29 protein-coding genes are annotated in these 25,532 nt (G+C 67.6%); 12 read left to right on the plus strand and 17 right to left on the minus strand.

What is annotated here, in order from left to right:
- Window positions 1-11 precede the first annotated feature (11 nt).
- On the plus strand, window positions 12-1,553 hold the full coding sequence (locus tag ILT46_RS06260) for a Do family serine endopeptidase (RefSeq protein ID WP_199503782.1): 1,542 nt from the start codon (window positions 12-14) through the stop codon (window positions 1,551-1,553).
- Window positions 1,554-1,608: 55 nt separating this feature from the next.
- Here ILT46_RS06260 and ILT46_RS06265 read toward each other — a convergent pair whose 3' ends face one another.
- From ILT46_RS06265 to ILT46_RS06285, 5 genes are all read right to left on the minus strand, one after another.
- On the minus strand, window positions 1,609-3,816 hold the full coding sequence (locus ILT46_RS06265; RefSeq protein ID WP_199503783.1) for a transglycosylase domain-containing protein: 2,208 nt from the start codon (window positions 3,814-3,816) through the stop codon (window positions 1,609-1,611).
- A 2-nt stretch (window positions 3,817-3,818) separates the two neighbouring features.
- Window positions 3,819-4,223, minus strand: a complete 405-nt coding sequence (msrB, locus tag ILT46_RS06270) for a peptide-methionine (R)-S-oxide reductase MsrB (protein ID WP_199503784.1) — start codon at window positions 4,221-4,223, stop codon at window positions 3,819-3,821.
- 18 nt (window positions 4,224-4,241) lie between these two features.
- A complete protein-coding gene (locus ILT46_RS06275; RefSeq protein ID WP_199503785.1) occupies window positions 4,242-4,913 on the minus strand; it encodes a glutathione S-transferase family protein in 672 nt (223 codons plus the stop codon).
- 73 nt (window positions 4,914-4,986) lie between these two features.
- Window positions 4,987-5,460: a hypothetical protein gene (locus ILT46_RS06280; protein ID WP_199503786.1), complete on the minus strand. Its 474-nt coding sequence runs from the start codon at window positions 5,458-5,460 to the stop codon at window positions 4,987-4,989.
- 82 nt (window positions 5,461-5,542) lie between these two features.
- Window positions 5,543-5,944: a hypothetical protein gene (locus tag ILT46_RS06285; RefSeq protein ID WP_199503787.1), complete on the minus strand. Its 402-nt coding sequence runs from the start codon at window positions 5,942-5,944 to the stop codon at window positions 5,543-5,545.
- Window positions 5,945-6,051: 107 nt separating this feature from the next.
- On the opposite strand from ILT46_RS06285, the gene ILT46_RS06290 reads away from it, so the two are divergent.
- The 5 genes from ILT46_RS06290 to ILT46_RS06310 all read left to right on the plus strand — a co-directional run bounded on the left by ILT46_RS06290 (window position 6,052) and on the right by ILT46_RS06310 (window position 11,228).
- Window positions 6,052-7,482, plus strand: coding sequence for an NAD-dependent succinate-semialdehyde dehydrogenase (locus tag ILT46_RS06290; RefSeq protein ID WP_199503788.1), 1,431 nt, complete (start codon window positions 6,052-6,054; stop codon window positions 7,480-7,482).
- A gap of 16 nt (window positions 7,483-7,498) precedes the next feature.
- Window positions 7,499-8,611: an S-(hydroxymethyl)glutathione dehydrogenase/class III alcohol dehydrogenase gene (locus ILT46_RS06295; RefSeq protein WP_199503789.1), complete on the plus strand. Its 1,113-nt coding sequence runs from the start codon at window positions 7,499-7,501 to the stop codon at window positions 8,609-8,611.
- Between the two features lie 16 nt (window positions 8,612-8,627).
- Window positions 8,628-9,008: a VOC family protein gene (locus ILT46_RS06300; protein ID WP_199503790.1), complete on the plus strand. Its 381-nt coding sequence runs from the start codon at window positions 8,628-8,630 to the stop codon at window positions 9,006-9,008.
- Between the two features lie 5 nt (window positions 9,009-9,013).
- Complete coding sequence (fghA, locus tag ILT46_RS06305; RefSeq protein ID WP_199503948.1) at window positions 9,014-9,844, plus strand: S-formylglutathione hydrolase; 831 nt, start codon at window positions 9,014-9,016, stop codon at window positions 9,842-9,844.
- Between the two features lie 112 nt (window positions 9,845-9,956).
- Window positions 9,957-11,228: a methyl-accepting chemotaxis protein gene (locus tag ILT46_RS06310; RefSeq protein WP_199503791.1), complete on the plus strand. Its 1,272-nt coding sequence runs from the start codon at window positions 9,957-9,959 to the stop codon at window positions 11,226-11,228.
- Between the two features lie 206 nt (window positions 11,229-11,434).
- Here the strand turns inward: ILT46_RS06310 and kynU are convergent, their stop codons facing one another.
- The 7 genes from kynU to dksA form a co-directional block, all read right to left on the minus strand.
- Window positions 11,435-12,652, minus strand: coding sequence for a kynureninase (gene kynU / locus ILT46_RS06315; protein ID WP_199503949.1), 1,218 nt, complete (start codon window positions 12,650-12,652; stop codon window positions 11,435-11,437).
- Window positions 12,653-12,654: 2 nt separating this feature from the next.
- Complete coding sequence (kynB, locus tag ILT46_RS06320; protein WP_199503792.1) at window positions 12,655-13,287, minus strand: arylformamidase; 633 nt, start codon at window positions 13,285-13,287, stop codon at window positions 12,655-12,657.
- Complete coding sequence (locus ILT46_RS06325) at window positions 13,284-14,075, minus strand: tryptophan 2,3-dioxygenase (protein WP_199503793.1); 792 nt, start codon at window positions 14,073-14,075, stop codon at window positions 13,284-13,286. Before ILT46_RS06325 ends, kynB begins: the two co-directional genes overlap by 4 nt.
- Window positions 14,076-14,112: 37 nt before the next feature.
- The gene (locus tag ILT46_RS06330; RefSeq protein ID WP_370592373.1) at window positions 14,113-14,535 is read right to left on the minus strand and encodes a DUF4112 domain-containing protein; all 423 of its coding nucleotides are present in this window, start codon (window positions 14,533-14,535) and stop codon (window positions 14,113-14,115) included.
- An 81-nt stretch (window positions 14,536-14,616) separates the two neighbouring features.
- Window positions 14,617-16,020, minus strand: coding sequence for an ABC transporter substrate-binding protein (locus ILT46_RS06335; RefSeq protein WP_370592361.1), 1,404 nt, complete (start codon window positions 16,018-16,020; stop codon window positions 14,617-14,619).
- A gap of 147 nt (window positions 16,021-16,167) precedes the next feature.
- A complete protein-coding gene (locus tag ILT46_RS06340) occupies window positions 16,168-16,584 on the minus strand; it encodes a PilZ domain-containing protein (RefSeq protein ID WP_370592362.1) in 417 nt (138 codons plus the stop codon).
- 78 nt (window positions 16,585-16,662) lie between these two features.
- The gene (gene dksA, locus ILT46_RS06345) at window positions 16,663-17,121 is read right to left on the minus strand and encodes an RNA polymerase-binding protein DksA (RefSeq protein ID WP_199503794.1); all 459 of its coding nucleotides are present in this window, start codon (window positions 17,119-17,121) and stop codon (window positions 16,663-16,665) included.
- 278 nt (window positions 17,122-17,399) lie between these two features.
- Between dksA and ILT46_RS06350 the strand changes: the two genes are divergently transcribed.
- Window positions 17,400-17,732 carry an SEL1-like repeat protein gene (locus tag ILT46_RS06350; protein ID WP_199503795.1) on the plus strand — a complete coding sequence of 111 codons (333 nt, stop codon included), beginning with the start codon at window positions 17,400-17,402 and terminating at the stop codon, window positions 17,730-17,732.
- Here the strand turns inward: ILT46_RS06350 and ILT46_RS06355 are convergent, their stop codons facing one another.
- From ILT46_RS06355 to ILT46_RS06375, 5 genes are read right to left on the minus strand one after another with little or no spacing between them, the layout of a single operon-like run.
- On the minus strand, window positions 17,733-18,872 hold the full coding sequence (locus ILT46_RS06355) for a GNAT family N-acetyltransferase (protein ID WP_199503796.1): 1,140 nt from the start codon (window positions 18,870-18,872) through the stop codon (window positions 17,733-17,735).
- Window positions 18,869-19,645 (minus strand): glycerophosphodiester phosphodiesterase family protein, encoded by a 777-nt coding sequence (locus tag ILT46_RS06360; protein ID WP_233397063.1) that lies wholly within the window; start codon window positions 19,643-19,645, stop codon window positions 18,869-18,871. The genes ILT46_RS06355 and ILT46_RS06360 overlap by 4 nt, the downstream gene beginning before the upstream one ends.
- Window positions 19,626-20,087 (minus strand): RidA family protein, encoded by a 462-nt coding sequence (locus ILT46_RS06365; protein WP_199503798.1) that lies wholly within the window; start codon window positions 20,085-20,087, stop codon window positions 19,626-19,628. Before ILT46_RS06365 ends, ILT46_RS06360 begins: the two co-directional genes overlap by 20 nt.
- On the minus strand, window positions 20,084-20,713 hold the full coding sequence (locus ILT46_RS06370; protein ID WP_199503799.1) for an HAD family hydrolase: 630 nt from the start codon (window positions 20,711-20,713) through the stop codon (window positions 20,084-20,086). Before ILT46_RS06370 ends, ILT46_RS06365 begins: the two co-directional genes overlap by 4 nt.
- The gene (locus tag ILT46_RS06375) at window positions 20,710-21,018 is read right to left on the minus strand and encodes a DUF3572 family protein (protein ID WP_370592363.1); all 309 of its coding nucleotides are present in this window, start codon (window positions 21,016-21,018) and stop codon (window positions 20,710-20,712) included. The genes ILT46_RS06370 and ILT46_RS06375 overlap by 4 nt, the downstream gene beginning before the upstream one ends.
- A 44-nt stretch (window positions 21,019-21,062) precedes the next feature.
- Between ILT46_RS06375 and ILT46_RS06380 the strand changes: the two genes are divergently transcribed.
- From ILT46_RS06380 to ILT46_RS06400, 5 genes are all read left to right on the plus strand, one after another.
- Window positions 21,063-21,452 (plus strand): response regulator, encoded by a 390-nt coding sequence (locus ILT46_RS06380; protein WP_199503800.1) that lies wholly within the window; start codon window positions 21,063-21,065, stop codon window positions 21,450-21,452.
- A gap of 72 nt (window positions 21,453-21,524) precedes the next feature.
- Complete coding sequence (locus tag ILT46_RS06385; RefSeq protein WP_199503801.1) at window positions 21,525-21,764, plus strand: acyl carrier protein; 240 nt, start codon at window positions 21,525-21,527, stop codon at window positions 21,762-21,764.
- A 4-nt stretch (window positions 21,765-21,768) separates the two neighbouring features.
- The gene (spt, locus tag ILT46_RS06390) at window positions 21,769-23,025 is read left to right on the plus strand and encodes a serine palmitoyltransferase (protein WP_199503802.1); all 1,257 of its coding nucleotides are present in this window, start codon (window positions 21,769-21,771) and stop codon (window positions 23,023-23,025) included.
- A gap of 193 nt (window positions 23,026-23,218) precedes the next feature.
- Window positions 23,219-24,010, plus strand: a complete 792-nt coding sequence (locus tag ILT46_RS06395; RefSeq protein ID WP_199503803.1) for a hypothetical protein — start codon at window positions 23,219-23,221, stop codon at window positions 24,008-24,010.
- On the plus strand, window positions 23,994-25,331 hold the full coding sequence (locus ILT46_RS06400; RefSeq protein ID WP_199503804.1) for a DNA-packaging protein: 1,338 nt from the start codon (window positions 23,994-23,996) through the stop codon (window positions 25,329-25,331). Before ILT46_RS06395 ends, ILT46_RS06400 begins: the two co-directional genes overlap by 17 nt.
- Window positions 25,332-25,532 lie beyond the last annotated feature (201 nt).

Genomic DNA, 25,532 nt, shown 5'->3' on the forward strand with positions numbered 1-25,532 from the left:
ACGTGAGACGCGTGCGCTATGCTTATGGACTGACAACCGCGCTGCTGGTGGGCGGTGCGGCGCTTTCGCTGGTGACCGGCCATCCCGCCGGCGCTCAGGTGGCCCAGAATGACGGCAGCGAGATTGCCCGGGTGGTGCCGCGCGCCGGCGCGCCGGCGAGCTTCGCCGATCTGACCGCGCAATTGCAGCCGGCGGTGGTCAATATCTCGACCCGCCAGCGGATCGAGGTGCAGCAGAATCAGAACCCCTTTGCCGGCACGCCGTTCGAAGGGCTGTTCAACCAGCGTAACTCCCAACCCCAGCGCCCGCAGACGCAGGAAGCGCAATCGCTCGGCTCGGGCTTCATCATCTCGGCCGACGGGGTGGTGGTAACCAACAATCATGTTGTCACTGCCGGAGGGCGCGCGCGGATCGAAAGCATCACCGTGACCATGCCCGACGGTACCGAATATCCGGCCGAACTGGTCGGCGCGGATGCCGCGTCCGACCTTGCGGTGCTGAAAATCTCGCGGCGCGAGCCATTCCCGTTCGTCAATTTCGGCGATTCCAGCCGGACCCGGGTGGGCGACTGGGTGATCGCTATTGGCAATCCCTTCGGCCTCGGCGGAACGGTGACCAGCGGGATCATCTCGGCGGTTTATCGCAATACCGGCATGGGCGGCGCCTATGACCGCTATCTCCAGACCGATGCGGCGATCAACCGCGGCAATTCGGGCGGCCCGATGTTCGACATGCAGGGCAATGTCATCGGTATCAACAATGCGATCTTCTCGCCGTCCGGCGGCAGCGTGGGCATCGGCTTTGCCATTCCGGCCGAAACCGCCGCTCCGATCGTCGAGCGGCTCCGTCGCGGCCAGGCCATCGAGCGCGGCTATCTCGGCATCCGCATCGCGCCGCTGAACGAGGATCTCGCCGCATCGCTCGGCCTGCCGCGCAACCAGGGCGAATTCGTCCAGGCGGTCGAGCCCGGCCAGCCGGCCGAGCGCGCCGGCATTCGTGCGGGCGACGTGGTGCTGAGGGTCAACAACCAGCCGGTGACGCCCGAACAGTCGTTGTCGTTCCTGGTCGCCAATGTGCGGCCCGGCACCCGCATTCCGGTCGAACTGGTCCGTGACGGGCGACGGATGACCGTCACTGCCGAGGTCGCCCGTCGGCCGAGCGACGATGAATTGCGCCAGCAGCAGATGTTCAACGGTAACGAGGGCGACGATACGCCGCCGCCGGCCGAAGGCGACACCAACACGGTGATCGAAAGCGGGCTGGGCCTGAAAGTGCTGGCGCTGACTCCGCAGATTGCCGGGCAGCTTGGCGTCGGCCCCGAAACGCGCGGGGTGGTGATCGGCGCGGTGGACCAGAACTCCGATGCAGCGCGCAAGGGGCTTCAGCGCGGCGACATCATCCTCAGCGCCAATTACCGCGACGTGACCGACGCCGCGCAGCTTCAGGCGGTGATCGAGGAAGCCCGCCGCTCAGGCCGCGCGGCCGTGCTGCTGCGCGTGCAGCGGCGCGGGATGCCGGCGGCCTATGTCCCGGTGCGGCTCGGCAGCGGCTGACCTCGCATAGCCTGCCTGAAAAGCCCCTCCCGCCGGCATCGGCGTGGAGGGGTTTTTACTGCCGCGGGGCGGGTTCGATCACCACCGGCGGGCGCCCGGGCGGCAGCTTGGTGCTGCCCTGCGAGGGGATCAGCGGGCCTTGTTGGCCCTGCGGCGGCGCCCTTTCTGCCGGTACGGGGCCGCGCGGCTGTGCGCGGCCAGTCGCCCGCTCGAGGAAATCGTCGCTCGCCGCCTGCTCGGCCTCGTCCACCGCGCGCGGCCGATCAGCTGCCGGCCGCTCACCCTCCACCGGGAACGGATCGCGCCCACTACCTGGCAGATCCGGCCCGGTCGGTTCGACCAGATTGCCCTGATCGTCCATGTAATAATAATCGTCAGGATTGCCGTACTGGTATTCGTCATCGGGCTCGAGCCGCCATTCGGGCAGCTTCACCTCCGTCACGAATTGTTCGACCGGGCGATCTTTCACCGCATAGCGCATGAAGGCGGAAAACGCCTGCGCCGGCGCCCGCCCGCCCTGCAGGCCAGCCACTGGCCGCGCATCATCGCGGCCCATCCACACGCCGGTGGTGATCCCGCTCGAAAAGCCGAGGAACCAGCCATCCTTGTTCGAATTGGTCGTGCCCGTCTTGCCCGCCACCGGGCGGCCGATCTGCGCCGCCCGGCCGGTGCCGTTGTTGACCGTGGTCTGCAACAGGTCAGTGATCCCGGCGGCGACATAATCGGGCACCAGCCGCACCGCTTCCTTGGGCTGGTGCTGATAGAGCACTTCGCCGCTCGCGGCGGTGACCTTGACGATGCCATAAGGTTCGACCGAGATGCCCCCGGCCGAGATCGAGGCGAAGGCGCGGGTCATGTCGATCACCCGCACTTCGGAGGTGCCCAGCACCATCGCCGGGAAGGCGGAAACGGGCGTGGTAATCCCGAAACGGCGCGCCATCGAGGCAACGGTCCCGAAGCCGACCTCGTTACCGAGCTGCGCAGCGACCGTGTTGGTCGAATAGGCAAAGGCGGTGCGGATATCGATTTCGCCGGCATAGCCGCCGGTCGAATTGCGCGGGCTCCAGCCGTTGATCGTCACCGGCTTGTCGACCACTCGGTCTTCCGGGCGATAGCCGGCTTCGAGCGCGGCGAGATAGACGAACAGCTTCCAGGCCGAACCCGGTTGGCGCAGCGCGTTAGTGGCGCGGTTATAGCTCGTCTCGACGTAATTGGTCCCGCCGACCATCGCGAGGATCGCCCCGTCGCGGTCAAGGCTGACCAGCGCCCCTTGCGCGCCCTTGGGCACGTTGGCGCGGATCGCGGCGGTTCCGGCCTGCTGCATACCGGGGTCGAGCGTGGTCAGCACATCGATCGGCTCGAAAGTTTCGGGCAGCAGGATTTCGAGCTGCGGCAGCACCCAGTCGGTGAAATAGCGCGCCGAGTTCTGGCTGCGATCTTCCTTCAGCCGCACCGTACCCGGATCGACCGCCGCCTGGCTGGCCGAAATCATCCCCTGTTCGCGCATCAGCCGGAGCACGACATTGGCGCGGCCCACCGCGTCATCGACATCGGCGGTCGGCGAATAGCGGCTTGGCGCCTTGACCAGCCCGGCGATGATCGCCGCCTCGGCCGTGGTCAGCTCGGTCGCCGGATGGCTGAAGAACTTGCGGCTGGCCGAATCCACCCCGTAGGCCCCGCCGCCGAAATAGACCTTGTTGAGATAGAGCTCGAGGATCTGGTCCTTGGAGAACTTGGTTTCCAGCGCCATCGCCAGCACCGCCTCGCGCAGCTTGCGGTCGAGCGAGCGGTTGGAATTGAGGAACACATTGCGGGCGAGCTGCTGGGTGATGGTCGAGGTGGCGGAAATGCGGCGGTCGCCCTGCACCGCAGTATAGACCGCGCGCGCGAGGCCCAGCGGATCGACCCCCCAGTGCGAATAGAACCGCCGGTCCTCGACCGCGATCATCGCGTTCTTCATCACCTCGGGGATCTGGTCATGGTCGAGCCACTCGCCGTAATTGGGCCCGAGTTCGACAATCACCGATCCATCACGCGCGCGCACGACGATGGTCTGCGCGGTTTGCGTCGCCATCAGCGCACTGTAGCTGGGCAGGGATCGCGCCGCGAACATGACCGCAATGCCAAGAAAGATCGCGCCGAGCAGCGCCAGAAACGCGCCCCAGCCGATAATCCGCCGCAGCCACACGCCCACGCTACCCGGCGGCGCTGCGCCTTGCGCTCTGCGCGCAGAAGCAGCCCGGCGCGACCCGCGCTGCGCCATCTTCAGTCCTGCTTCTCGGGCGCAAAATCGAGCGCGGCGCTGTTGATGCAATAGCGCAGGCCATCAGGCCCCGGCCCGTCGGGGAAGACATGGCCCAGATGCCCGCTGCACCGCGCGCAGGTCACTTCGGTGCGGATCATCCCGTGCGATATATCGCGCCGCTCATCCACCGCGCCCTCGGCCGCCGGGGCGGTGAAACTGGGCCAGCCCGATCCGCTGTCATATTTGGTCGCGCTGGCAAACAGCGGCGCGCCGCAACCGGCGCAGCGATAGAGGCCGGCGGCCTTGTTGCCATCATATTTGCCGGTGAAGGCCCGCTCGGTCCCATGTTCGCGCAACACGCGATATTGTTCGGGTGTCAGCCGTTCGCGCCATTCGGCGTCGGTCAGGTCGATCCTCTCGCTCATAGACAAATCCTTCGCGGGTCAGCCGTCCATATTGGCGTAGTGCGGCGGGGGGTGAATGCCGTCCATCCGTTCGGACAGAAGCGGACGGAAGCTGGGCCGGCTCTTGAACACCGAATACCAGCCGCGCGACTGTTCGTGCCCTGACCAGTCGATCCCGCCAAGATAATCGGCCACCGAAATCTGCGCCGCGGCGGCAAGATCAGCCAGGCTCATCTGCGAGCCCGCCAACCACGGACGGTTGTCGATCAGCCAGTCGAAATAATCGAGATGTTCGTCGGCCAGCTTCATCGCCGCGCGCAGCACGCGGGAATCCGGCGGCTGGCGCAGCACGATGCGCTTCTTCATCCGTTCGTGGAGCAGCGGCAGCACGACATCCTGATAGAAATTCTCGTCGACCAGGGCGACCAGCCGGCGGATTTCCGCGCGGGTCGCGGCGGTACCGACGATCATCGGCGCCTGATCGACCGTTTCCTCGAAATATTCGCAGATCGCCCGGCTGTCGCACAGGACCATGCCCTTGCCCGCATCCTCGAGCACCGGGGTTTTCAGGGCCTGGTTGAGCAGGCCGAATTCCTCGCGCGCTTCCCACGGATTTTCGCGGACCAGATCGTAAGCGACGCCCTTCTCCGACAGCAGCAGGCGAACCTTGCGGCTGAACGGGCAGAGAGGGAACTGGTAGAGGCGCCACATGGAAGGCTGTCCATGGCGCAAGCGCGGGCCAGCGTCCACCGGATTGCTGCGCAAATGCCCCCTTAAGGCGGGGTTATTCAGCCGGTCGGGCGCGTTCCATCGCCTCGCGCATCTTCTCGGCCATGTCGCGCAAGGCGGGCATCATTGCTTCCATGCCGCGCGCCATCCCGGCCATCGCGCCCATCATCTGCGGGGTGCGCTGGGCGATCTCTTCGGGCAGACGCTCGGCATCGCGGCCGGCGGCGCGGCGCAAGGTCATGTCAGGGTCGATGTCGCGCGCGTCCTTCCCTGCAGCCTGCGCGGCCGCCCGGGCCATCGGGCCGATCGGCAGGTCGAGCATGGCTTCGCTCATTACCGCCGCCGCGGTCGCCAGTTGCTGCTGAAAGGCCGGGTCTTCCATCCGCTCGGCCATGGCGGCGGCGGCACCCGCGCCCGCATCGACTTCGGCCACCCGCCCCGGCCTGTCTTGCGCGGGCACGTCCTGCGCCCATGCCGCACCGGGTAGCGCAAGCAGCGTGGCGGCAGCGATCAGGGTGAGACGAGGCATGGCATTTCTCCATCCGCGCGGCAGGCAGCCGGCAGTGCGCGCGCGGCTATAGGCGATGTCCACTTGCGCGCGGCTGAACGGGTCAGCCGCCACTGGCTTCGAGCAGCATCGTGCACGGCGCGCGCAAAGCGGCGAGATCTTGGGGCGCCCGCACCAGCGCGACAGCCTCGCCGGCCATCAGCTCGGCCAGTTGCGCGCGGGACAGGGTCGCCTCGTCCATCGCCCGCGCGGCCGCCTGGACGAAGAATTCGCGGCCGCGTGTGCCGACCGGCGGCCAGTCACTCGCCCCGCCATCTTGCTGCTGCCGCGCAATCAGCGCGAACGCGGCCGAACAGCGCAGCGCCGTCCGGGTGGCGATGGATAATGCGGGCGGCGCTTCGGCCACCGGCGGCGCAGTCGGCGCGGCAACCTGCGCGGCGCCAGACACCGGCAGAGCGAGGAGCGCGGCACAGGCGGCCAGCGCAGCAGAGCGGATCGTGATCATCGTGCGGCCCTATAGCAGCAAAGCTGAACCAAAGCCGCAGCTTGATTGCGGCGCCGTTTGCCGCCAACGCTGGGATATCCACCCTTCCAGCTATCAGGTGCCCCGCGATGCCCGAATATCCCACCCTCCATCTCCTGATTCGCGGCGAGAAGCTGGCGGGCGATGGGCGAGATGCCGACACGGTTTGCAACCCGGCGACGGGCGAGCGGCTGGGCGATCTGCCGCGCGCGACCGCCGCCGATCTCGACCGCGCGCTAGGGATTGCCGAACAGGGTTTTTCCCGCTGGCGCACCGCGACCGCCGATGAGCGCGCCGGCGTGCTGACCAAGGCGGCCGGCCTGCTACGCGAACGGCAGGACGAGATTGCCGCGATCCTGACGCTCGAACAGGGCAAGCCGCTGCGCGAAGCGAAGGGCGAATGCCTCTATTCCGCGGCCTTGTTCGAATTCTACGCCGGCGAGGCCAAGCGCGCCTATGGCCGCACGCTGGTGCGCCCGGCGGGCAAACGGGCCGAGGTGATGTATCTGCCGGTCGGCCCGATCGCCGCCTTTGCGCCGTGGAATTTCCCGGTGCTCAATGTCGCGCGCAAAGTCGGCGGGCCGATTGCCGCGGGCTGCTCGGTTATCGTCAAGCCGTCGGAAGAAACGCCAGCGGCAGGCCTGGCGCTGGTCCAGTGCCTGCTCGACGCCGGGCTGCCGCCGGAAGTGTGCCAGGTGGTGTTCGGCGTGCCGGCGGATGTCAGCGAACATTTGCTGGCCTCGCCGATCATCCGCAAGCTGTCCTTCACCGGCTCGACCCCGGTCGGCAAGCAGCTGGTCAAGCTCGCGGCCAATGATCTGAAACGCACGACGATGGAATTGGGCGGCCACGGCCCGGTGCTGGTGTTTGCCGATAGCGATATCGACAAGGCGCTCGACACGATGGTCCCGGCCAAGTTCCGCAATGCCGGGCAGGTCTGCGTCAGCCCGACAAGGTTCATTGTCGAGGACGCCGCTTATGACCGCTTCCGCGACGGGTTTGCCGAGCGCGCCAAGGCGATCAAGGTCGGCAACGGGCTGGAGGATGGCTCGCAGATGGGCCCGATGGCCAATGAGCGCGGGCGCGACAATCTCGAACGTCGGATCAAGGCGGCGATGGCTGATGGCGCGCGGCTCGATGCCGGCGGCGAGCGGATCGGCAATGCCGGTTTCTTCTTCGCCCCCACTGTGCTGAGCGACCTGCCGCTCGATACCGAGCTGATGAACGAGGAACCGTTCGGCCCTGTCGCGCTGATCAATCGCTATGCCGGCGAGGCCGAGATGATCGCCGAGGCCAACCGCCTGCCCTATGGCCTCGCCGCTTATGCCTGGACGAACGACGCCGCGCGCCGCAGCCGGCTGGCGCACGAGGTCGAGGCCGGGATGCTGGTGATCAACGGTGCCTCGGCCAGCGCGGTCGATGCGCCGTTCGGCGGGGTCAAATGGTCCGGCCACGGCCACGAGGACGGCGCCGAAGGGGTGCTGGCCTGCATGGTCGCCAAGACCGTACACGAAGGCTGACAGGAGAGCTTTGAACATGAAAACCCGCGCCGCCGTCGCCTTCGCCGCCAAGCAGCCGCTCGAGATCGTCGAACTGGACCTCGAAGGGCCGAAGGCGGGCGAGGTGCTGGTCGAGATCATGGCCACCGGCATCTGCCACACCGATGCCTATACGCTGGACGGATTGGACAGCGAGGGGCTGTTCCCCAGCGTGCTCGGCCATGAAGGCGCCGGGATCGTGCGCGAGGTGGGCGCGGGCGTGACCAGCGTTGCGCCGGGCGACCATGTCATCCCGCTCTACACCCCGGAATGCGGCCAGTGCAAAAGCTGCCTGTCGGGCAAGACGAACCTGTGCACCGCGATCCGCGCGACGCAGGGCAAGGGGCTGATGCCCGACGGGACCACGCGGTTCAGCTACAAGGGCCAGCCGATCTTTCACTACATGGGCTGTTCGACGTTTTCGAACTTCACCGTGCTGCCCGAAATCGCGGTAGCCAAGATCCGCCCCGACGCGCCGTTCCAGTCGAGCTGCTATATCGGCTGCGGGGTGACCACCGGGGTCGGCGCGGTGCTCAACACCGCCAAGGTCCAGCCTGGCGACACCGTCGCAGTATTCGGCCTGGGCGGGATTGGCCTCAATGTCATTCAGGGCGCGAAGCTGGCGGGCGCCAGGGTGATCCTCGGCCTCGACCTCAACCCTGCGCGCGAGGAATGGGGCCGCCGCTTCGGGATGACCCATTTCCTCAACACCGCCGGCCTGAGCCGCGAGGAGACCATCGCCCGCATTGCCGAGATCACCGATGGCGGGGCCGATTACAGCTTCGACTGCACCGGCAATACCGAAGTGATGCGCACCGCGCTCGAATGCTGCCACCGCGGCTGGGGTACCTCGGTGATTATCGGCGTTGCCGAAGCGGGCAAGGAAATCAGCACCCGCCCGTTCCAGCTGGTGACCGGTCGCAACTGGCGCGGCACCGCGTTCGGCGGCGCCAAGGGGCGGACCGACGTGCCCAAGATCGTCGACATGTATATGGACGGCAGGATCGAGATCGACCCGATGATCACGCATGTGCTGACGCTCGACGAGATCAATCACGGATTCGATCTGATGCATCAGGGTGCCAGCATCCGCAGCGTGGTGGTTTATTAAAACAAGGGAGAGAGGAATGTTCAGTCACGTGATGGTGGGGTCGAACGATATCGACCGGTCGAAGACCTTTTACGATGCGACCTTCAAGGCATTCGGCGGGCGCGAGGCGATCAAGGATCCCAAGGGCCGGCTGATCTATATGCATAATGGCGGGCTGTTCCTCGTCACCCCGCCGATCGACGGGCAGCCGGCAACGCATGGCAATGGCTCGACCATCGGTTTTGCCATGACGCCCGAACAGGCCGATGCCTGGTACAAGGCGGGCACCGAAAACGGCGGCACCGCGATCGAGGATCCGCCGGGCGTGCGCGATCCCGAAGGGTTCAACTTCTACCTCGCCTATCTGCGCGATCCCGACGGCAACAAGCTGTGCGCGATGCACCGCATGGGCAGCTGAGCGCGATGGAGCAGGTGACGGCCTGGCGGGCCCATGGCGGTACGCAAGGGGTCTATCGGCACGCGTCGGCGGAAACGAAGACGGAGATGACCTTCTCCGTCTTTGTCCCTGACCATCCGCCGGGCGCCCGGCTGCCGGTGCTATGGTATCTCTCGGGCCTCACCTGCACGCACGCCAACGTCACCGAAAAAGGAGAGTTCCGCGCCGCCTGCGCACGGGCCGGGATCATGTTCGTCGCTCCCGATACCAGCCCGCGCGGCGACGACGTGCCGGACGAGGAAGGCTGGGATTTTGGCAAGGGCGCGGGGTTCTATGTCGATGCGAGCGAGGCGCCGTGGGACCGGCATTACCGGATGCGGTCCTACATCGAGCGCGAATTGCCGGCGCTGGTTGCAGGCCGTTTCCCGGCCGATATGGCGCGGCAGGGGATTACCGGCCATTCGATGGGCGGCCACGGCGCGCTGACCATCGCCTTGCGCGATCCGGCACGGTTCGGGTCGGTCAGCGCCTTTGCCCCCATCTGCGCGCCGTCGCGGGTGCCGTGGGGCGAAAAAGCGTTGGGCCGCTATCTCGGCCCCGACCGCGCGGCGTGGCGCGATTATGACGCGGTGGCGCTGATCGAGGATGGCGCGCGGGTGCCCCAAATCCTCGTCGATCAGGGCGGCGCGGACGAGTTTCTCGAAGGCCAGCTGCGCCCCGACCTGCTGGCGGCTGCCTGCACCGATGCCGGGATCGACCTGACATTGCGGATCCAGCCCGGCTACGACCATTCCTATTATTTCATCTCCAGCTTCATGGCCGACCATATCGCCTGGCACGCCGCGCGCCTTGGCTAAGGCAAAAGCCGCGCTCTTCCCGCCCGCAGCCGGAGCCCCGTCCTACAAAAGCGGCAGGACAGGATGGGCCCCTGCGCGCCGCGCGCGGCCCGAGCGAGGGAAAGCGCACATTATGGACTGGTTCGTACAGAACGCGCCAATCCGGCAGAAAATGCTCATCGTGGTGTGGACATTCGTGGGCTTGATCGCCCTTGCCGCTGCCTCATCGCGGGTCGGCGGGACGGCCGGCATGATCATGGCTGGCGGCGCGATCCTTGCCGGGGCGGCCATCGGCCTCTGGTTTCGCAAGGGCATCTGCGACCCCTATGTCACCACGGTCGTGCGGATGGAGGCGCTGGCCGCGGGCGATCTTGAAAGCCCGATCCAGTTCACCGACTATAAGGATTGTGTCGGCCGGATGACCCGCGCGATGTTCACCTTCCGCGATACGGCGGTCGAGGTGCAGACCAATTCGGCCAATCTGCGCGACATCATCCAGTCGGTGAACGAAGGCGCGCAGGGCATCCGCACCGGCAGCCACGAAATCGCGCAGGCATCGGAAGATCTCGCCCGCCGGACCGAAACCAACGCAGCGACCTTGCAGGAAACCTCGGCTGCGCTGAGCCAGATCGACGAGCGGCTGCGGGCCACCGCCAGTGCCGCCAGCCGCACAGTGACGCGTGCCGATGAAGCGATCGGATCGGTCCGCTCCGGCCGCTCGGTGGCGGACGATGCGGTGCAGGCGATGGGCCGCGTGTCGGAAAGCGCCAAGGGCATCGATAGCGTGATCGAAGGGCTCGACAAGATTGCCTTCCAGACCCGCGTACTGGCGATGAACGCCGCGGTCGAGGCGGGACGCGCGGGCGAAGCGGGGCGGGGCTTCGCGGTGGTCGCCGATCTCGTCTCGGCGCTCGCCATGCGAGCCGAGGAAGAGGCGCAGACCGCGCGTGACCAGCTGACGCTGACGCAGGCCGATATCGGCACCGCGGTCGAGGCGGTAACCAAAGTCGACAGCGCACTTGAATCCATCAACGAAGGCGTTGGCGAGGTGCATACGCTGCTGTCGAGCATGGCGGCGGACAATCAGGCGCAATCGGCGGCCGTGACCCAGATCAGCGGGGCGATCTCGACGATGGATCAGGCGACCCAGCAGAACGCCGCGATGGTCGAGGAAACCAGCGCCGCAGCGCGCAACCTGCTGACCGAGGTCGATGCGCTGTCCGGCAATGCCGCGAAGTTCGACATGGGGGGCAGCGCGAGCGCCAGCCGGCCGCGCGCGGTTACCCCCGCGCCCGTCGCGCTCGCCAAGCCGGCGCGCAAGCAGGTTTATGTCTCGCCCGTGGCGGCGCTCGCCAATGGCAATGGCGCGGCGAACGGCCATGCGGCCGACTGGAGCGATTTCTGACCGCGGTCTCCCCGTGATCGGCCGGTCGGGCGGGCCGTCGCCCCTGCAAAGGGATCGGCGGCCCGCCTTGTCCTCCCACCCTTCGACAAGCTCAGGCTGAGCGGGGAAGCCGATGCTTCGACAAGCTCAGCATGAGCGGTGATTAGGGAGTTTATAACCCCCCGCTCACCCTGAGCCTGTCGAAGGGTCGTGTAGGCTAGAACTACTCACGTCACCGCATTGCGCGCGTGAAACTCGGGCCGATCCCACGCGCCGCTGGCAAGCAATTCGGCCAACAGCTCTGCCGCCCGCGCCACATCGGCGAACCGCAGATAGGCAGGGGCGAAGCCGAGGCGCAGGATGTCGGGGTCGCGGAAATCGCCGATCACCCCTTGCGCAATCAGCGCCTGGCTGAGCGCATAGGCGTGCGGGTGCCGGAAAGAGAGCTGACTGCCGCGTTGATGCGGGTCGGCTGGGCTGACGAGTTCCAGCTGCGGGGCCAGCGCGCCGATCGCCGCGCGGAAAAATTCGGACAGCGCGCGTGATTTCTCCGCCAGCGGCGCCATCCCAATGCGCCCGATCAGCTCCACCCCAACCTCAAGCGCGGCGAGGCCGAGGATCGGCGGTGTGCCCGCCAGCAGGCGATTCATCCCCGGCGCGGGCGCGTAATCATCGGCAAAGGCGAATGGCGCGGCGTGCCCCATCCACCCGGTCAGCGGCTGCGCCAGCGCATCCTGATGCCTAGCCGCGACATAGGCAAAGGCCGGCGCGCCCGGCCCGCCATTGAGATATTTGTACCCGCATCCAACCGCGAAATCCGCCGCGCACGCATCCAGCGCGACCTCCACCGCCCCTGCACTGTGCGACAGATCCCACAGCACCAGCGCGCCCGCACGGTGCGCCGCGCGGGTCAGCGCCGCCATATCGTGCAGCCGCCCGCTCTTGTAGTGGGCATGGGTCAAGAGGAGCAGCGCCACGTCGTCGTCCAGTGCAGCAGCCAGATCGCCCGGCGCCGCCAGCCGCCGCGTCGCCAGCCCCTGTGCTTCCAGCCCGGCAATCATGTAAAGGTCGGTCGGGAAATTGCCCGGCTCGGACAGTACCACCGTGCGCCCGGGCCGCATGGCCAGCGCCGCGGCGATCAGCTTGTAGAGGTTCACCGAGGTGGAATCGCAGGCGATCACCTGCCCCGATGCAGCGCCGATCAGCGGGGCGATTTTCTCGCCCACGGAAACCGGCCAGTCGATCCAGCCCGCCTCGTTCCAGCTGCGAATCAGCCGTTCGCCCCATTGGCGTTCGACCACCTCGGCCAGCCGCTGGGGGGTGGCGGCGGGCAGCGGGCCCAGGGAATTGCCATCGAGATAGATGACCCCTTCGGGCAGGCGGAACGCCTCGTGCCAGCGGGCCAGCGGATCGGCGGCATCACGCGCGCGGGCTTGGTCGATCAGGCTCATGGCAGTTCCCGCAATACCGCGCGTACTGGCGAGGCATCGGCGCCCGCAATCGGCAGCGGCAGGGCAATCAGTTCGTAGGGGCCGGGCGGCACATCATCGAGCACCAACCCCTCCAGGATCCGCATATCGGCCGCCAGCACCGCCTGATGCGCGGCCATCTCCTGCGAGTTTTCCGGGTCGAGCGAGGGCGCATCGGTGCCGATCAGCACTACGCCTGCCGCTGCCAGATGGGCGATGGTGGCCGGCGCGATAGCGGTGAAGTCGCTGACCCAGCGATCATGCGGGAAGCGGTCGAATGTCCGCAACAGCACGCGCCGCGCGCCGCCCAGCGGCGGCAGATCGCCCGGCTCGACCCTGCCAGCGGCATGGCGAGCATCGACCACCAGACATTCGCCCAGATACGGCTCCAGCGTGCACGCCGCGCTGTCCGCCGCGCCGGGCGCATAATGCAGCGGTGCATCGCCATGCGTGCCCGCGTGAGTGGACATCGTTGCCCGCGCGACATTGACCGGCGTACCCCTCGCCATGTCCCACACCCGTTCGAGCGCAAATGGCGTATCCCCCGGCCAGACCGGCAGGCCTGGGCGCAGCACCTGCGAAATGTCCCAAATGCGCCTTGTGCCGCTCACAGCGCGGTCCGCACCGAGAGCAGTTCGGGAAAGAAGCTCTGTTCGAGCACCTTGGCGAGATAGGGCACGACCGCCGTGCCGCCAGTGCCGGTCTTGAAACCGATGATCCGTTCGACCGTCTTCAGATGGCCGAAGCGCCAGCGCTGGAAATGATATTCGAGATCGACCAGCTTTTCGGCCAACTCGTAGAGATCCCAATGCGCCGCCGGATCGAGGTAGATCGCGGCCCAGGCGGCCTCCACCTCGGCGCTGGCCTGCCACGGCGCGCGGCTGCCGGCATGGGCGACATCCGCCGGAATGGCGAAGCCGCGCCGTTCGAGCAGGCGGACGACCTCTTCATAAAGGCTCGGCCGGTCTAATTCGGCGCGCAGCATGGCGGCAATGTCGGGCGTCGCCTCGTGCAGCGTCACCATGTCGGGATTGCGCCCGCCCATGATGAATTCCATCAGCCGGTATTGCGCCGACTGGAACCCGCTCGAACTGCCCAGATGCGGACGCACCTGCGAGTAATCGTGCGGGGTCATGGTCGAGAGCACGTCCCAGCTCGAAATCAGCTGCCCCTGCGCGCGGGCAACGCGGGCGAGCATCTTGAACGCCGGGCGCAGATTGTCGGCGATGATCGCCTCGCGCGCGGCCATCAACTCGTGCAGACACAGCTTGAGCCACAATTCGCTCGCCTGGTGAATGATGATGAACAGCAATTCGTCATGCGCGCCCGACACCGGGTGCTGCGCAGCGAGCAGCCGGTCGAGATCGAGATAGGAGCTGTAAGTCACATCGTTCGCCATGCGCCCATTCATGGCGCAAAAGCGGCGCGCGGTGAACCTATTGCTCGATCAGCCGGGTTTCCGGATGATGCTTGTCGAGATAGCGGCGGATGATCTTCAGATTCCGGCTGTTGGAACGGTAGAAGAAGTCGAACGCATCGCCCAGCAGCGGGATCGCGCCGATCGCGCTGTCGAAGGCGACATTGCCGCCCATCCGCACCAGATGCCAGCGGCTCATGCCCAGATTGCGCGCTTCCCAGACGATATAGGCACCCATCGCGGCGGTGATCAGGTCGCCGACGACCGGGACCAGCCCGGCGATCGCATCGAGGCCCACCTTGCGCCCCACCCCCGGCACCACCAGACTGCCCTCGAGCAGACGCTCCATCTGTTCGATCCGGCGGCGGCACGAGGCGATATCGCGCCCCAAGGGCAGATCGAACCCCATTACCGCCGCGCGCAACGGCGGGGGCGGCTCCATCCGGGTGGGGGTTACAGCCGTCGGATCGGGCTGGGCCATCGGCGTCTCCATGCGCGGCGCGAAAGCCGTCCGGCGCGCGCTCTAGATGGGGCGCTCGGCCAGCGGCGGCAAGGGGTGGATGCCCCAGCCATTCTCGGCAAAGCCGGTCAAATCGCCGCGCACCAGCGACCAGCGGATCGGCGGGCCCAGCGGAATGTAGATTTCCTCGGACGTCAGGCGCACCTCGGCCTCGCGCAGCAGCGTCGCCCGATTGCCTTCGGCCGCCGGCCCGAGCGCCGCCCGGACCAGCGCATCGGCCTCGGGCGAACAGGGGCCGCGCCGCAGGACGCAGGCAAACTGGTTCAGATACCAGCTCGGCCCGGCATGGCGCGCCAGCGTGTCCACCAGGGCGAGATCGGCTGCCTCGCCCGTGCGCGCGCGGCGCAGCGTCACCCCAACCGGGACAAGATTCTCGTTGAGCCGGGCGAGCAGCGTATCCATCCCCGGCCCGGCGGGCAGATTGATGGTCAGCACCGCGCCTGTGCTGCCGGCAACCCCGCGCAGCCGCCGTGCGGCCTCGGCGCGGCGCGCCTCGATGGTCGACCCGCTCCAGCGGCCCGGTGCAACCGCCTCCCCGCCAGTACGCGCACCGGCGTCGCGACCCAAGCCGACAGGAACAATCTGCGTCTGCGGCTGCCACCCGCCGATGTTGAACGGTTCGAGCAGCGTGTCGCGGTCGATCGCCATTGCCAGCGCCTCGCGCCGGGACGCTTCGGCCAGCACCCCTTGCTTGCGCAGCACGCGCAGGCCGAACAACCCCTGCGCCGGGTCGAGCCGGATGGTTCCGCGCGATAGCGGCCCGGTATCAGCCAGCGGCAGATCTGCCAGCCGCCCACCGAATACCGCATCCACGCTATTGTCCCGAAACGCGGCGACCGCGCCCTTGGCCGGCATCACCCGCAATTCGACCGGGCGGATGCGCGCGCGCCATTCCGCCTCCAGCTCCTCGCTGCCCAGATCGGGTGGGACCAGGCTGAGCAGCGCGGCATTGCCCTTGCGCTCGGCGCGCATAGCCCCGACCACGCGGCCGTCGATCGGCACGGCGAGTTCGGGCTGGGCGAGCAGTTGCAGGAAGCCGGGCATCGGCGCGTGGAGGCGGATTTCGACCACTCGCCCGGTCATTGCGCGGATGTCGCGAATGGCGCCGAGATCGAGCGCCAGCGACGTACCGCCGAGCCCGTTGATGGCGGATTGCAAGGCGCGCTGGACCGCGCGGCCATCGGCGGGCTTGCCGCCCGGCCAGCCGGATGTGCGCAGGCGGAAGATATAGCTCAGCCCGTCATCGGTGACGATCCACCGTTCGGCAAGGGCCGGCACCACTTCGCCATGCTGGTCGAGTGCCACCAGCCCCGCGACGGTTGCCGCGCGCAGGTGCTGGGCCGGAGGTGAGAGCCGCGCGCCGCGTTCGAACTGGCTGCCCGGCTCGCCGATAAAGGCTGCGCGCACCGGTCCATCCTTGTTGCGACCGCACGACCCGGCGATCAATGCGAGCGCCGCCAGTACAAGGAGGCGCGCCGGGCGCAGTTTTCTCGCAGCATGTCGCATCACTGCCTGTCTAGCAGAACAGCGCGGCGCGGTCAGCCTCTCGCCCGGTCAGATCTTGCGAAGATTGCGGGGGTCCACCTCGGCGTCGGGCGGCAGGATCGAGGCCGGGCGGACATAGCGCGGGGCGTGGGCATCGCTTTGGGCCGGGGTGGACTGCCGACGGGGAGCCACGGGGTCGATTTCGTGATCGAACGCAATCCCGAACCGGTTGCCCTGAACCCAGGCCACAGAACCTTCGACCAGGCCGACATTGCGCAAATCAACCGCCAGCCGCGTGCCGCGTTCGACCGCCAGCCCGTCCACTTCGGCCATCATTCCGCCGGTGGACAGATTGCGCACCTTGACCCGGTGCGTGGCGACTTCGCCAGCGACACGCAAGTCCGCCAGCAGGAACAGGCTGTCCCTCTGCTCGTGGCGGGTATCGACATTGCCCATTGAACCGCAACCCTCGGTGAAAAGGCCCACTCTCTCACCCGTGGCATAAATCCAGGGTGCATAAGGAACGATTAACCCGCCGATGCGGGCCGGATCCGCAGGCCCGCGTCAATCGTCGCGCGAAATTTTTTCTTTGCGTTCATGCGCTTCCTGCGCCTCGACGGTCATGGTGGCGACCGGGCGGGCGATCAGCCGGCCCAGCCCGATCGGGTCGCCCGTCACTTCGCAATAACCATATTCGCCTTCGTCGATGCGGCGCAGCGCCGAGTCGATCTTGGCGATCAGCTTGCGCTGCCGGTCGCGGGTGCGCAGTTCGATGCCCCAATCGGTTTCGCTCGACGCGCGGTCGTTGAGGTCGGGTTCGCGGATCGGCCCGTCCTGCAGTGATTGCAGCGTCGTGCTGGCCGCCTGATGGATCGAGCGTTTCCATTCCAGCAGCAGCATCCGGAAATAGGCCTGCTGGCGCTCGTTCATATAAGGCTCGTCGCTGGTCGGGGCGTAATCGGGGTCAAGGCCCCGCCTGACCTCCTCGAGCTTCTCGGACACCTCTGCCGCAGCACTGGCCATAAATCGCATCTCACCCAAGTCGAGGCCACGGTCAGCAATGGGGCCCGATATTGTGGCCTGACACCAGACGCCGGGTTTTCCCGGTCGCGCGCAGCCGACCCGTGGCGCGCCTATAAGCGGGTGGCTAAAGCCGCACAAGCGACCATTCGCGCGGCCCTTTCCCCTGCGGATTGCGCGCGCTGCCTCCGCCCGAAGCGGCGTTAACCCTTTGTTGACCATGTTGGCCGACATTTGCCTGGCAGGGCGGCTGGGGGGTCGCCCATCGGATGGGGGCAAGGATGGAACTTTCGCATATTGATCTGGCGCAGGCTGCTGCGGCGGACGCACTGATCATCAACGATCTGGTGCTGGCGGGCTGCCTGGCCGCCGCCGCGGCCGGCGATACCAGCGCGCTGTATGATCTGGGCGTGGTTTATTCGACCGGCAGCCACGGGGTCGCCTGCGATCTGGTCGAGGCGCATAAATGGTTTAACCTCGCCGCCGCCCGCGGGCACGAGGAGGCGCATTGGTGCCGGGCCGACATTTCGGACGAAATGAGCGCGCGCGACATCGCCGAAGCCCAGCGCCGCGCGCGCCAGTGGCTCGCCGAAGGGCACTTGCGCGCCGCCTGATCATCCCCCGCGCCGGAACGGGCCGGCGCGTTCGAGATAGAGCCGATCGGCGGCGATGCCCTGCCGCTCGCGCTCGAGGAACTCAGCCACCGCCCGGCGAAAGCCCGGATCGGCGATGAAATGGGCCGAGCGCGTTTCCACCGGCTCGTAGCCGCGCGCCAGCTTGTGACCGCCCTGCGCGCCTGCCTCCACCCGGCCAAGGCCGAGCGCGATGGCAGCATCGATCGCCTGGTAATAGCACAGCTCGAAATGGAGGAACGGCACGTCCCGCGTGCAGCCCCAATACCGCCCGTAGAGCGCATCGCCGCCGATGAAATTGAGCGCGCCGGCGATCGGCTCCCCCTCCTGATAGGCCAGCACCAGCAGGATCTGGTCGGCCATGGTTTCGCCGACGAGGTCAAAGAAGCTGCGGGTCAGGTAGGGCGTGCCCCATTTGCGCGCACCGGTATCCTGATAGAATTCCCAGAACGCATCCCAATGTTCGGGCCGCAGATCGCTGCCGGTGAGGTGCCGGATGGTCACCGCGCTCTGGGCAGCGGCGCGTTCCTTGCGCAGCGCCTTGCGCTTCCTCGATGCCAGCGTGCCGAGAAAATCGTCGAAGCTGGCGAAACCGCGATTGTGCCAGTGGAACTGGATATCGCGCCGCGCAAGCCAGCCGGCGGCGGCGAAATGGCCGGCGTCGCCTTCGGTGAGGAAAGTCGCGTGGGCGCTGGAAAAACCGCTCGCCAGCGTCACCTGCTCGGCCGCCGCAATCAGCGCCGGGGCGTGCGCCGGATCGGCCAGCAGCAGGCGCGGGCCGGTCGCGGGGGTAAATGGTGCGGCGATCTGCAGCTTGGGGTAATAGGCCCCGCCCGCCCGCTCCCAGGCATCGGCCCAGCCGTGATCGAACACATATTCGCCCTGGCTGTGCCCCTTGGCATAGGCTGGCAACAGGCCAAGCAGCGCGCCGCCTTCATCTTCAAGCGCGATCGGCGCGCTCTGCCAGCCGGTGCCCGGCCCGACGCTGCCCGATTGTTCGAGCGCGGCGAGAAAGGCGTGGCGGGTGAACGGGTTGGCAGTGCCCGCCAGCGCATCCCATTCTTGAAGGGCAAAGTCGCTTACCGCGCTACCCACCCGCGCGCTGAGCGGCGATGCGCTCATCCGAGGCCATCGCCTTCGGCAATCGGCGCGTCGGCATGTAAAGCCGCACGTTGCGCCAGTTCCTGGGTCCGCACTGTCCAGGTCAGCACCGGGAGCCCCCGCGCGCGCTGGCTGGCGGCAAAGCGCGACGGAAGATCGCGGACGTCGTAGGCCAGGAATTCGGGTTTCGCCTGCCACAGCGCCAGATGCCGGCGTGCGCGCCCGCCAAAGCCGCGCGCACGTTCCTCGGTCACGACCAGCCCGCGCACGATATGTGGAGCGTGGCGCGCGAACCAGGCGCTTACGCGGGGATCGAAGCTCATCACCGCATGTGGGCCGTAATACCCTTCTAGCGCGCGGCGCACCGCGAGGCACGCGGTCGATACCGGCCGCCCTGCCCGCGACTTGATCTCGATCAGCAGCGCGACCTTGCCACCGATCAGGCGCAGCAGCATCTCGAGCGTGGGGATCGTCGCTTCTGTCCCGGACAGCGTCATCCGGGCAAGCGCGTCGGCCGTGTGCGCGACGACCGGTCCCGTTTGGGCGGTCAACCGGTCAAGCTCCCAATCGTGGAACACCATCGCCCGGCCATCGGCGCTGCGCTGGATGTCGCATTCGATGCCGAGCCCGCGGCGCATCGCCTCGGCAAAGGCGGGTAGCGAATTTTCCGCCAGCGTCCCGCCCGCCCCTCGATCGTGCACCCCGCGATGGGCATATTGCCAATCGCACAGCCATCCGACCCGCGCCGCAGCGGGCGGCGGTGCCGCAAACCCGTCAATCAGGCGTAACAGCAAGGATCGCGTCCACCTCGACTGCGGCGCCGAGCGGCAGCGCGGGCACGCCGACCGCCGCGCGCGCGTGCTTGCCCGCATCGCCGAACAGGTCGGCCATCAGATCCGACGCGCCATTGGCGACCTTGGGCTGGTCGGTGAAGGTGCCCGCCGAATTGACGAACACGCCCAGTTTTACCACCCGTTCCACCCGGTCGAGCGAGCCGAGCGCCGCCCTGACCTGCGCCAGCACCATCAACCCGCAGGCGCGTGCGGCGGCGGTGCCGTCCTCGAGGCTGACATCTTCGCCCAGCCGCCCGGTGACCAGCTGGCCGCCGACGAAGGGCAATTGGCCCGAGACATGGGCCAGCCCGCCGGCGACCACCACCGGGACATAGCTGGCGACCGGGGCGGCAGGCTCGGGCAGGGTGATGCCGCGTTCGGACAGGCGTGCTTCGATGCTCATTGCGGGAATGTCTCCGTTGTCAGGCGCGCCAGCAGCCAGGGCAGCGCCTCGTTCCAAGTGTCGATCCGTGCGGCGGCGTCGCCGGCACGGTGGGCGCAATCAATCCGCCCGGCAATCAGCGGTTCGCCGCAGAAATGGAGCCGGGTGACATCGGGCGCAATTTCGCCGACCGAACGGTGATGCTGCGCCAGATCGTCGATGAACAGCGCGCGCGGCGGGGCGTATTCGTCGAGGATCGCTTTAAGCGCCGGACCTTTGGGGCCCCTATTGGTGAACACGCGCGCGTGAATGCCGTGATCGGCCAGCTGGCGCGCGCGGGCATCGCGGTGGCCGTCGGTCAGATTGGTCAGGATGACGATATCGGCGTGCCGGCCCAGTTCGGCGAGAGCAGCGGGCGCGCCGGCGATCGGCAACTGGCGCGGCATTTCGGTGTCGAAGAAGGCGCGCAGCAGCCGCCAGATTTCCGCCGGTTCGAGCGCCACCCCATCGCGCCGCAGCGCATTGGCGAAGCTGTTATCCTCCATCACGAATTCGATGCCATGCGCCTCGTCCAGCCAGTCGCGGAACGGGACGACCATGTGCAGCAGCACCTCGTCGCAATCGGAAATGATCAGCGGCCGCCTCATCGCGTGCCCGCCGCCCGCGCCAGCGCGTCCGCCGCCGCTGCCAGCGTGGCCGGGGCGACATTCAGTGCATCGGCCGCCAGCACCAGATCTGGTTCGTGCCCGGCAAGGAATTCGAGCACCGCGGCCTGCACCCCGGTATCGCCGAGGCCTGCGCGCAGCGCGTCGGGCGTCAGGCCGGTCAGCGCAAGTAGCCGCGCCGCGCGGTCATCCTCGGTCAGCACCCAGGCCAGCGCCGACAGTGCCAGCGCACCAGGATCGAGGGGTGCATCGGCCGGTTGTGCGTCTGAGGGATGGTCGATTGTCACGCGCGCTGCGGCTTTCTAGGGAGAGGCAAGGAGTAACTGGCGCAATGGCAAACCGCATCCTGGTTGTCGAGGATAACGACCTCAACCGGAAACTGTTCTGCGACGTGTTGCGCGCGAACGGGCACGAGGTGGAACCCGTCGCCGATGGCGAGCTGGTGCTGAACGGCGCGCGCGCCTTTGCCCCTGACCTCATCATCATGGACATCCAGCTGCCCCATGTCTCGGGCCTCGACCTGATCGAGGCGCTGAAACAGGATCCGGCGCTGCACGATGTGCCGGTGCTGGCCGTCACCGCCTATGCCGGTAAGGGCGATGAGGAGCGCATCCGGGCGGCCGGCGCCGCCGATTATCTGGCGAAACCGGTGTCGATCGGGCCGTTCATGGCCGCGGTCCGGCGGCTGTTGCCCGCCCCCGCGAGCGCAGGCGGCGCTTGACGCGAGCGCCGCGCCGCGCTTTGCCCGCTCGCATGGATTGCCGGCAGCGCCCGGCCGAACGAGGATGACCCAATGGACCGTGCCGCCACCGACGAGCGCATCCGCGCGCTGATCGAACCCTTCAACAAGAAGGGCATCGCCATTACCGAGGCGACCACCTTTGCCGGCGACCTCGAATTCGACAGCCTGACAGTGATGGATTTCGTCGCCGAGATCGAAGACGCATTCGACATCATCATTTCGATGAACCAGCAGGCCGAAATAGAAAGCTATGGGCAGCTGGTCGATGCTGTCAGCCAGATGGCAGACTGACGCGATGAGCGAAGGTGTCTTCCAGCCCGACCAGCCGCCCGCCGCGCTTGATGGCGAAGGCCGCGATCTATTTTCCAAGTTCGACGAACTGATCGCCACGCGCGAGAATCTGCTGGCACAAGGCGTGGAAGATCCGTTCAACCTGGTGATGGAGCAAGTCCTGTCGCCCACCCGCGCGATCTGCAACGGGCGCGATACGATCCTGCTCGGCACGTACAATTACATGGGGATGACCTTCGACCCCGAAGTGATCGCCGCGGGCAAGCAGGCGCTCGACGATTTCGGTGCGGGCACCACCGGCAGCCGCGTGCTGAACGGGACATATCAGGGCCACCGAGAGGTGGAACAGGCGCTGCGCGAATTTTATGCGATGGACCATGCGATGGTCTTTTCGACCGGCTACCAGGCCAATCTCGGGATCATCAGCACCATCGCCGGCAAGGGCGATTACATCATCCTCGACAAGGATTCGCACGCCAGCATCTGGGATGGCTGCGCGCTCGGCAATGCAGAGGTGGTGCCGTTCAGGCACAATGATATCGAGGCGATGGACAAGCGCCTCGGTCGCATCCCGGAAGGCGCGGGCAAGCTGGTCGTGCTCGAAGGGGTCTATTCGATGCTGGGCGATGTCGCCCCACTGGCCGCGATGGTTGCGGTGGCCAAGAGGCACGGCGCGATGGTGCTGGTCGATGAAGCGCATTCCATGGGCTTTATCGGCGAGTACGGCCGCGGCGTCGCCGAAGCGCAAGGGGTGCTGGGTGAGGTCGATTTCGTCATCGGCACCTTTTCCAAGAGCGTCGGGACGGTCGGCGGCTTCTGCGTGTCGAACCATCCCAAGTTCGAAATCCTGCGGCTGGTGTGCCGGCCCTACGTCTTTACCGCCAGCCTGCCGCCTTCGGTGGTGGCGACCGCCGAAACCAGCATCCGCAAGCTGATGCACGGGTCCAACAAGCGCGCGCATCTGTGGGAGAATTCCAAGCGGCTGCATGGCGGGCTCAAGGCGCTCGGCTTCCAGCTCGGCACCGAGGAGCCGCAAAGCGCGATCGTGGCAGTGATCATGCCCGATCTCGAACGCGGCGCGATGATGTGGGAGGCGCTCCTGAAGGAAGGGCTCTACGTCAACCTCGCCCGCCCGCCAGCCACGCCCGACAACATGACGCTGCTGCGCTGCTCGCTCTGCGCCGAACATTCAGCCGAAGAGGTCGAGACGATCCTCGGCATGTTCGAACGCGCCGGCGCCAGGGTGGGGATTATCGGCTGACCGACTGGAACGATGCGCGCGAGGGCACTCCCTGCGCATTTTAACCCATATGGCACTTTAAACTTGACATCGTGACGCTCTTCGGTTACATAAGAGCAACATCGCGATGGTGTGATTCTAACGGCGGCCCGGTTTTCCGGTGCCGCCTTTTTCGTGCCCGCCAGCCGCGCCCCCACATTCAAAGGAGGTGCCGATGCCCGGCCTCAACCTATCGCGTCCCGGTGCTCGCCGGCGGCGCAGCCCCGACGCGCCGAACCGGCGGATGGTCTTCACCGAAGCCCAGAAAAAGGCCGCCGGCGAAGGGCGCGTAAGCCGCAACTGGCGCACGGTTTTCCTGCTGGCGCTGGCCGAAACCTCGTGCGTCAAGCACGCCGCCAAGGCTGCCGGCGTCGCCCCGGCGCGTGCCTATTCAGGCCCGGCGCGAAGAGGCGGATTTCCGCGCCGACTGGCTCATCGCCCTGGGCGCGTGCCTATTCAGGCCCGGCGCGAAGAGGCGGATTTCCGCGCCGACTGGCTCATCGCCCTGGGCGCGTGCCTATTCAGGCCCGGCGCGAAGAGGCGGATTTCCGCGCCGACTGGCTCATCGCCCTGGGCGCGTGCCTATTCAGGCCCGGCGCGAAGAGGCGGATTTCCGCGCCGACTGGCTCATCGCCCTGGGCGCGTGCCTATTCAGGCCCGGCGCGAAGAGGCGGATTTCCGCGCCGACTGGCTCATCGCCCTGGAAGAAGGCTACGCGAATCTTGAGCAGGAAATGCTGGCACATCTGCGCGGCACGCAGACCGACCACCGGATAGACACCGGCAGCGCGCTGCGCCTGCTCGCGCATCATTCCGCCACCGTGGCCCAGCAGCGCGCGGTTCCGCAGCAGGATGCTGATCCCGAAGAGCGCGCCGCGCGCACGCTGGAGGATTTCATCCGCCGCGTCCGCCCGGCTGCATTTGCCGCGCTTCCCCGGCCGGGAGGGGAGGATGGACCGGCGGCCTGAGGACGCCATCGTCCGCGAGCAGCTCGGTTCGCTGACCGAACCGGAACGCGACGCCCTGTCTGCGCAGCTGGCGGCGGAGAACTCCGACCCCGCGCTCATCCGCCTGTGGCGCTATCTCGCGCGGCCGGCGCAGCTGGCCCCGCCGGGGAACTGGCGGCTGTGGCTGGTGATGGCCGGGCGCGGCTTTGGCAAGACGCGGGCGGGCGCCGAATGGGTTCGCGCGCTGGCCCGCCGCAACCGCTTTGCCCGGATCGCGCTGGTCGGGGCCTCGCTCGCCGAAGCGCGCGCGGTGATGGTCGAGGGGGAAAGCGGCCTGCTCAATCTCGGCCCGCCCGAACAGCGCCCGGTGTTCGAACCTTCGACCCGGCGGCTGCGCTGGCCCAATGGGGCGCTCGGCCTGCTTTACTCGGCGGCCGAGCCGGAAAGCCTGCGCGGGCCGCAGCACAGCCATGCCTGGTGCGACGAGATCGCCAAATGGGACATGGCCGGCGGAAGGGCCGATAATGCCTGGTCGAACCTCGTGCTCGGCCTGCGCCTTGGCCGGCAGCCGCAAGCCGTCTGCACCACCACGCCGCGCGCCGTGCCGCTGCTCCACCGCCTGATGGCGCGCGAGGGCACCGTGCTTTCGGGCGGCACCACGCATGACAATGCCGCCAATCTGCCGGGCGATTTCCTCGCCGCGGTGGAGGCCGATTTCGGCGGCACCGCGCTCGGCCGGCAGGAACTGGGCGGCGAATTGCTGACCGAGGTCGACGGCGCACTGTGGAGCCGCGCGCTGCTCGAACGCTGCCGCATGGGCGATCCCGAGGATGCGCCCGAACGGGTGGTGATCGGCGTCGATCCGCCCGCTTCGGCGCGCGGCGATGAATGCGGCATCGTGGTCTGCGCGGCCTATCCCGGCGGGCACGCGGCGGTGCTGGCGGATTGTTCGATCCGCGGGGCCAGCCCCGAAGGCTGGGCGCGCGCGGTGGCCGAAGCCGCCTCGGCGTTCGGCGCCGACCGCGTAGTCGCCGAAGCCAATCAGGGCGGCGAGATGGTCCGCGCGGTGCTGTCCGCCGCCGATCAGACGCTGCCGGTGCGGCTGGTCCATGCACGGCGCGGCAAGATCGCCCGCGCCGAGCCGGTCGCCGCGCTCTACGAAGCGGGGCGGGTGCGCCATGCCGGCCAGTTCGCCCGGCTGGAGGATCAGCTGTGCGGGATGATGGCCGGTGGCACCTATGAAGGCCCCGGCCGCAGCCCCGACCGCGCCGACGCGCTGGTCTGGGCGCTGACCGAGCTACTGCTCACCCGCCGCCGCGCCCCCAGCGTGCGGCGGATCTGAGGCGGGGGACAAGCTGGACCCCGGGTCAAGCCCGGGGTGACGGAACCTTACGCTCTGTCGCCCCGGACCCGATCCGGGCCCCGCTTCTTCTGCCACCGCCGCGCTGCACCGCCTGGATTGCCGCGTCGGCTCCGCCTCCTCGCAATGACGAGAATTACAACGACCCTTCGTCATTGCGAGCGGAGCGATAGCGGAGCGCGG

The sequence above is a fragment of the Qipengyuania sp. YIM B01966 genome (genome assembly GCF_016461955.1).
GTDB lineage: Bacteria > Pseudomonadota > Alphaproteobacteria > Sphingomonadales > Sphingomonadaceae > QFOP01.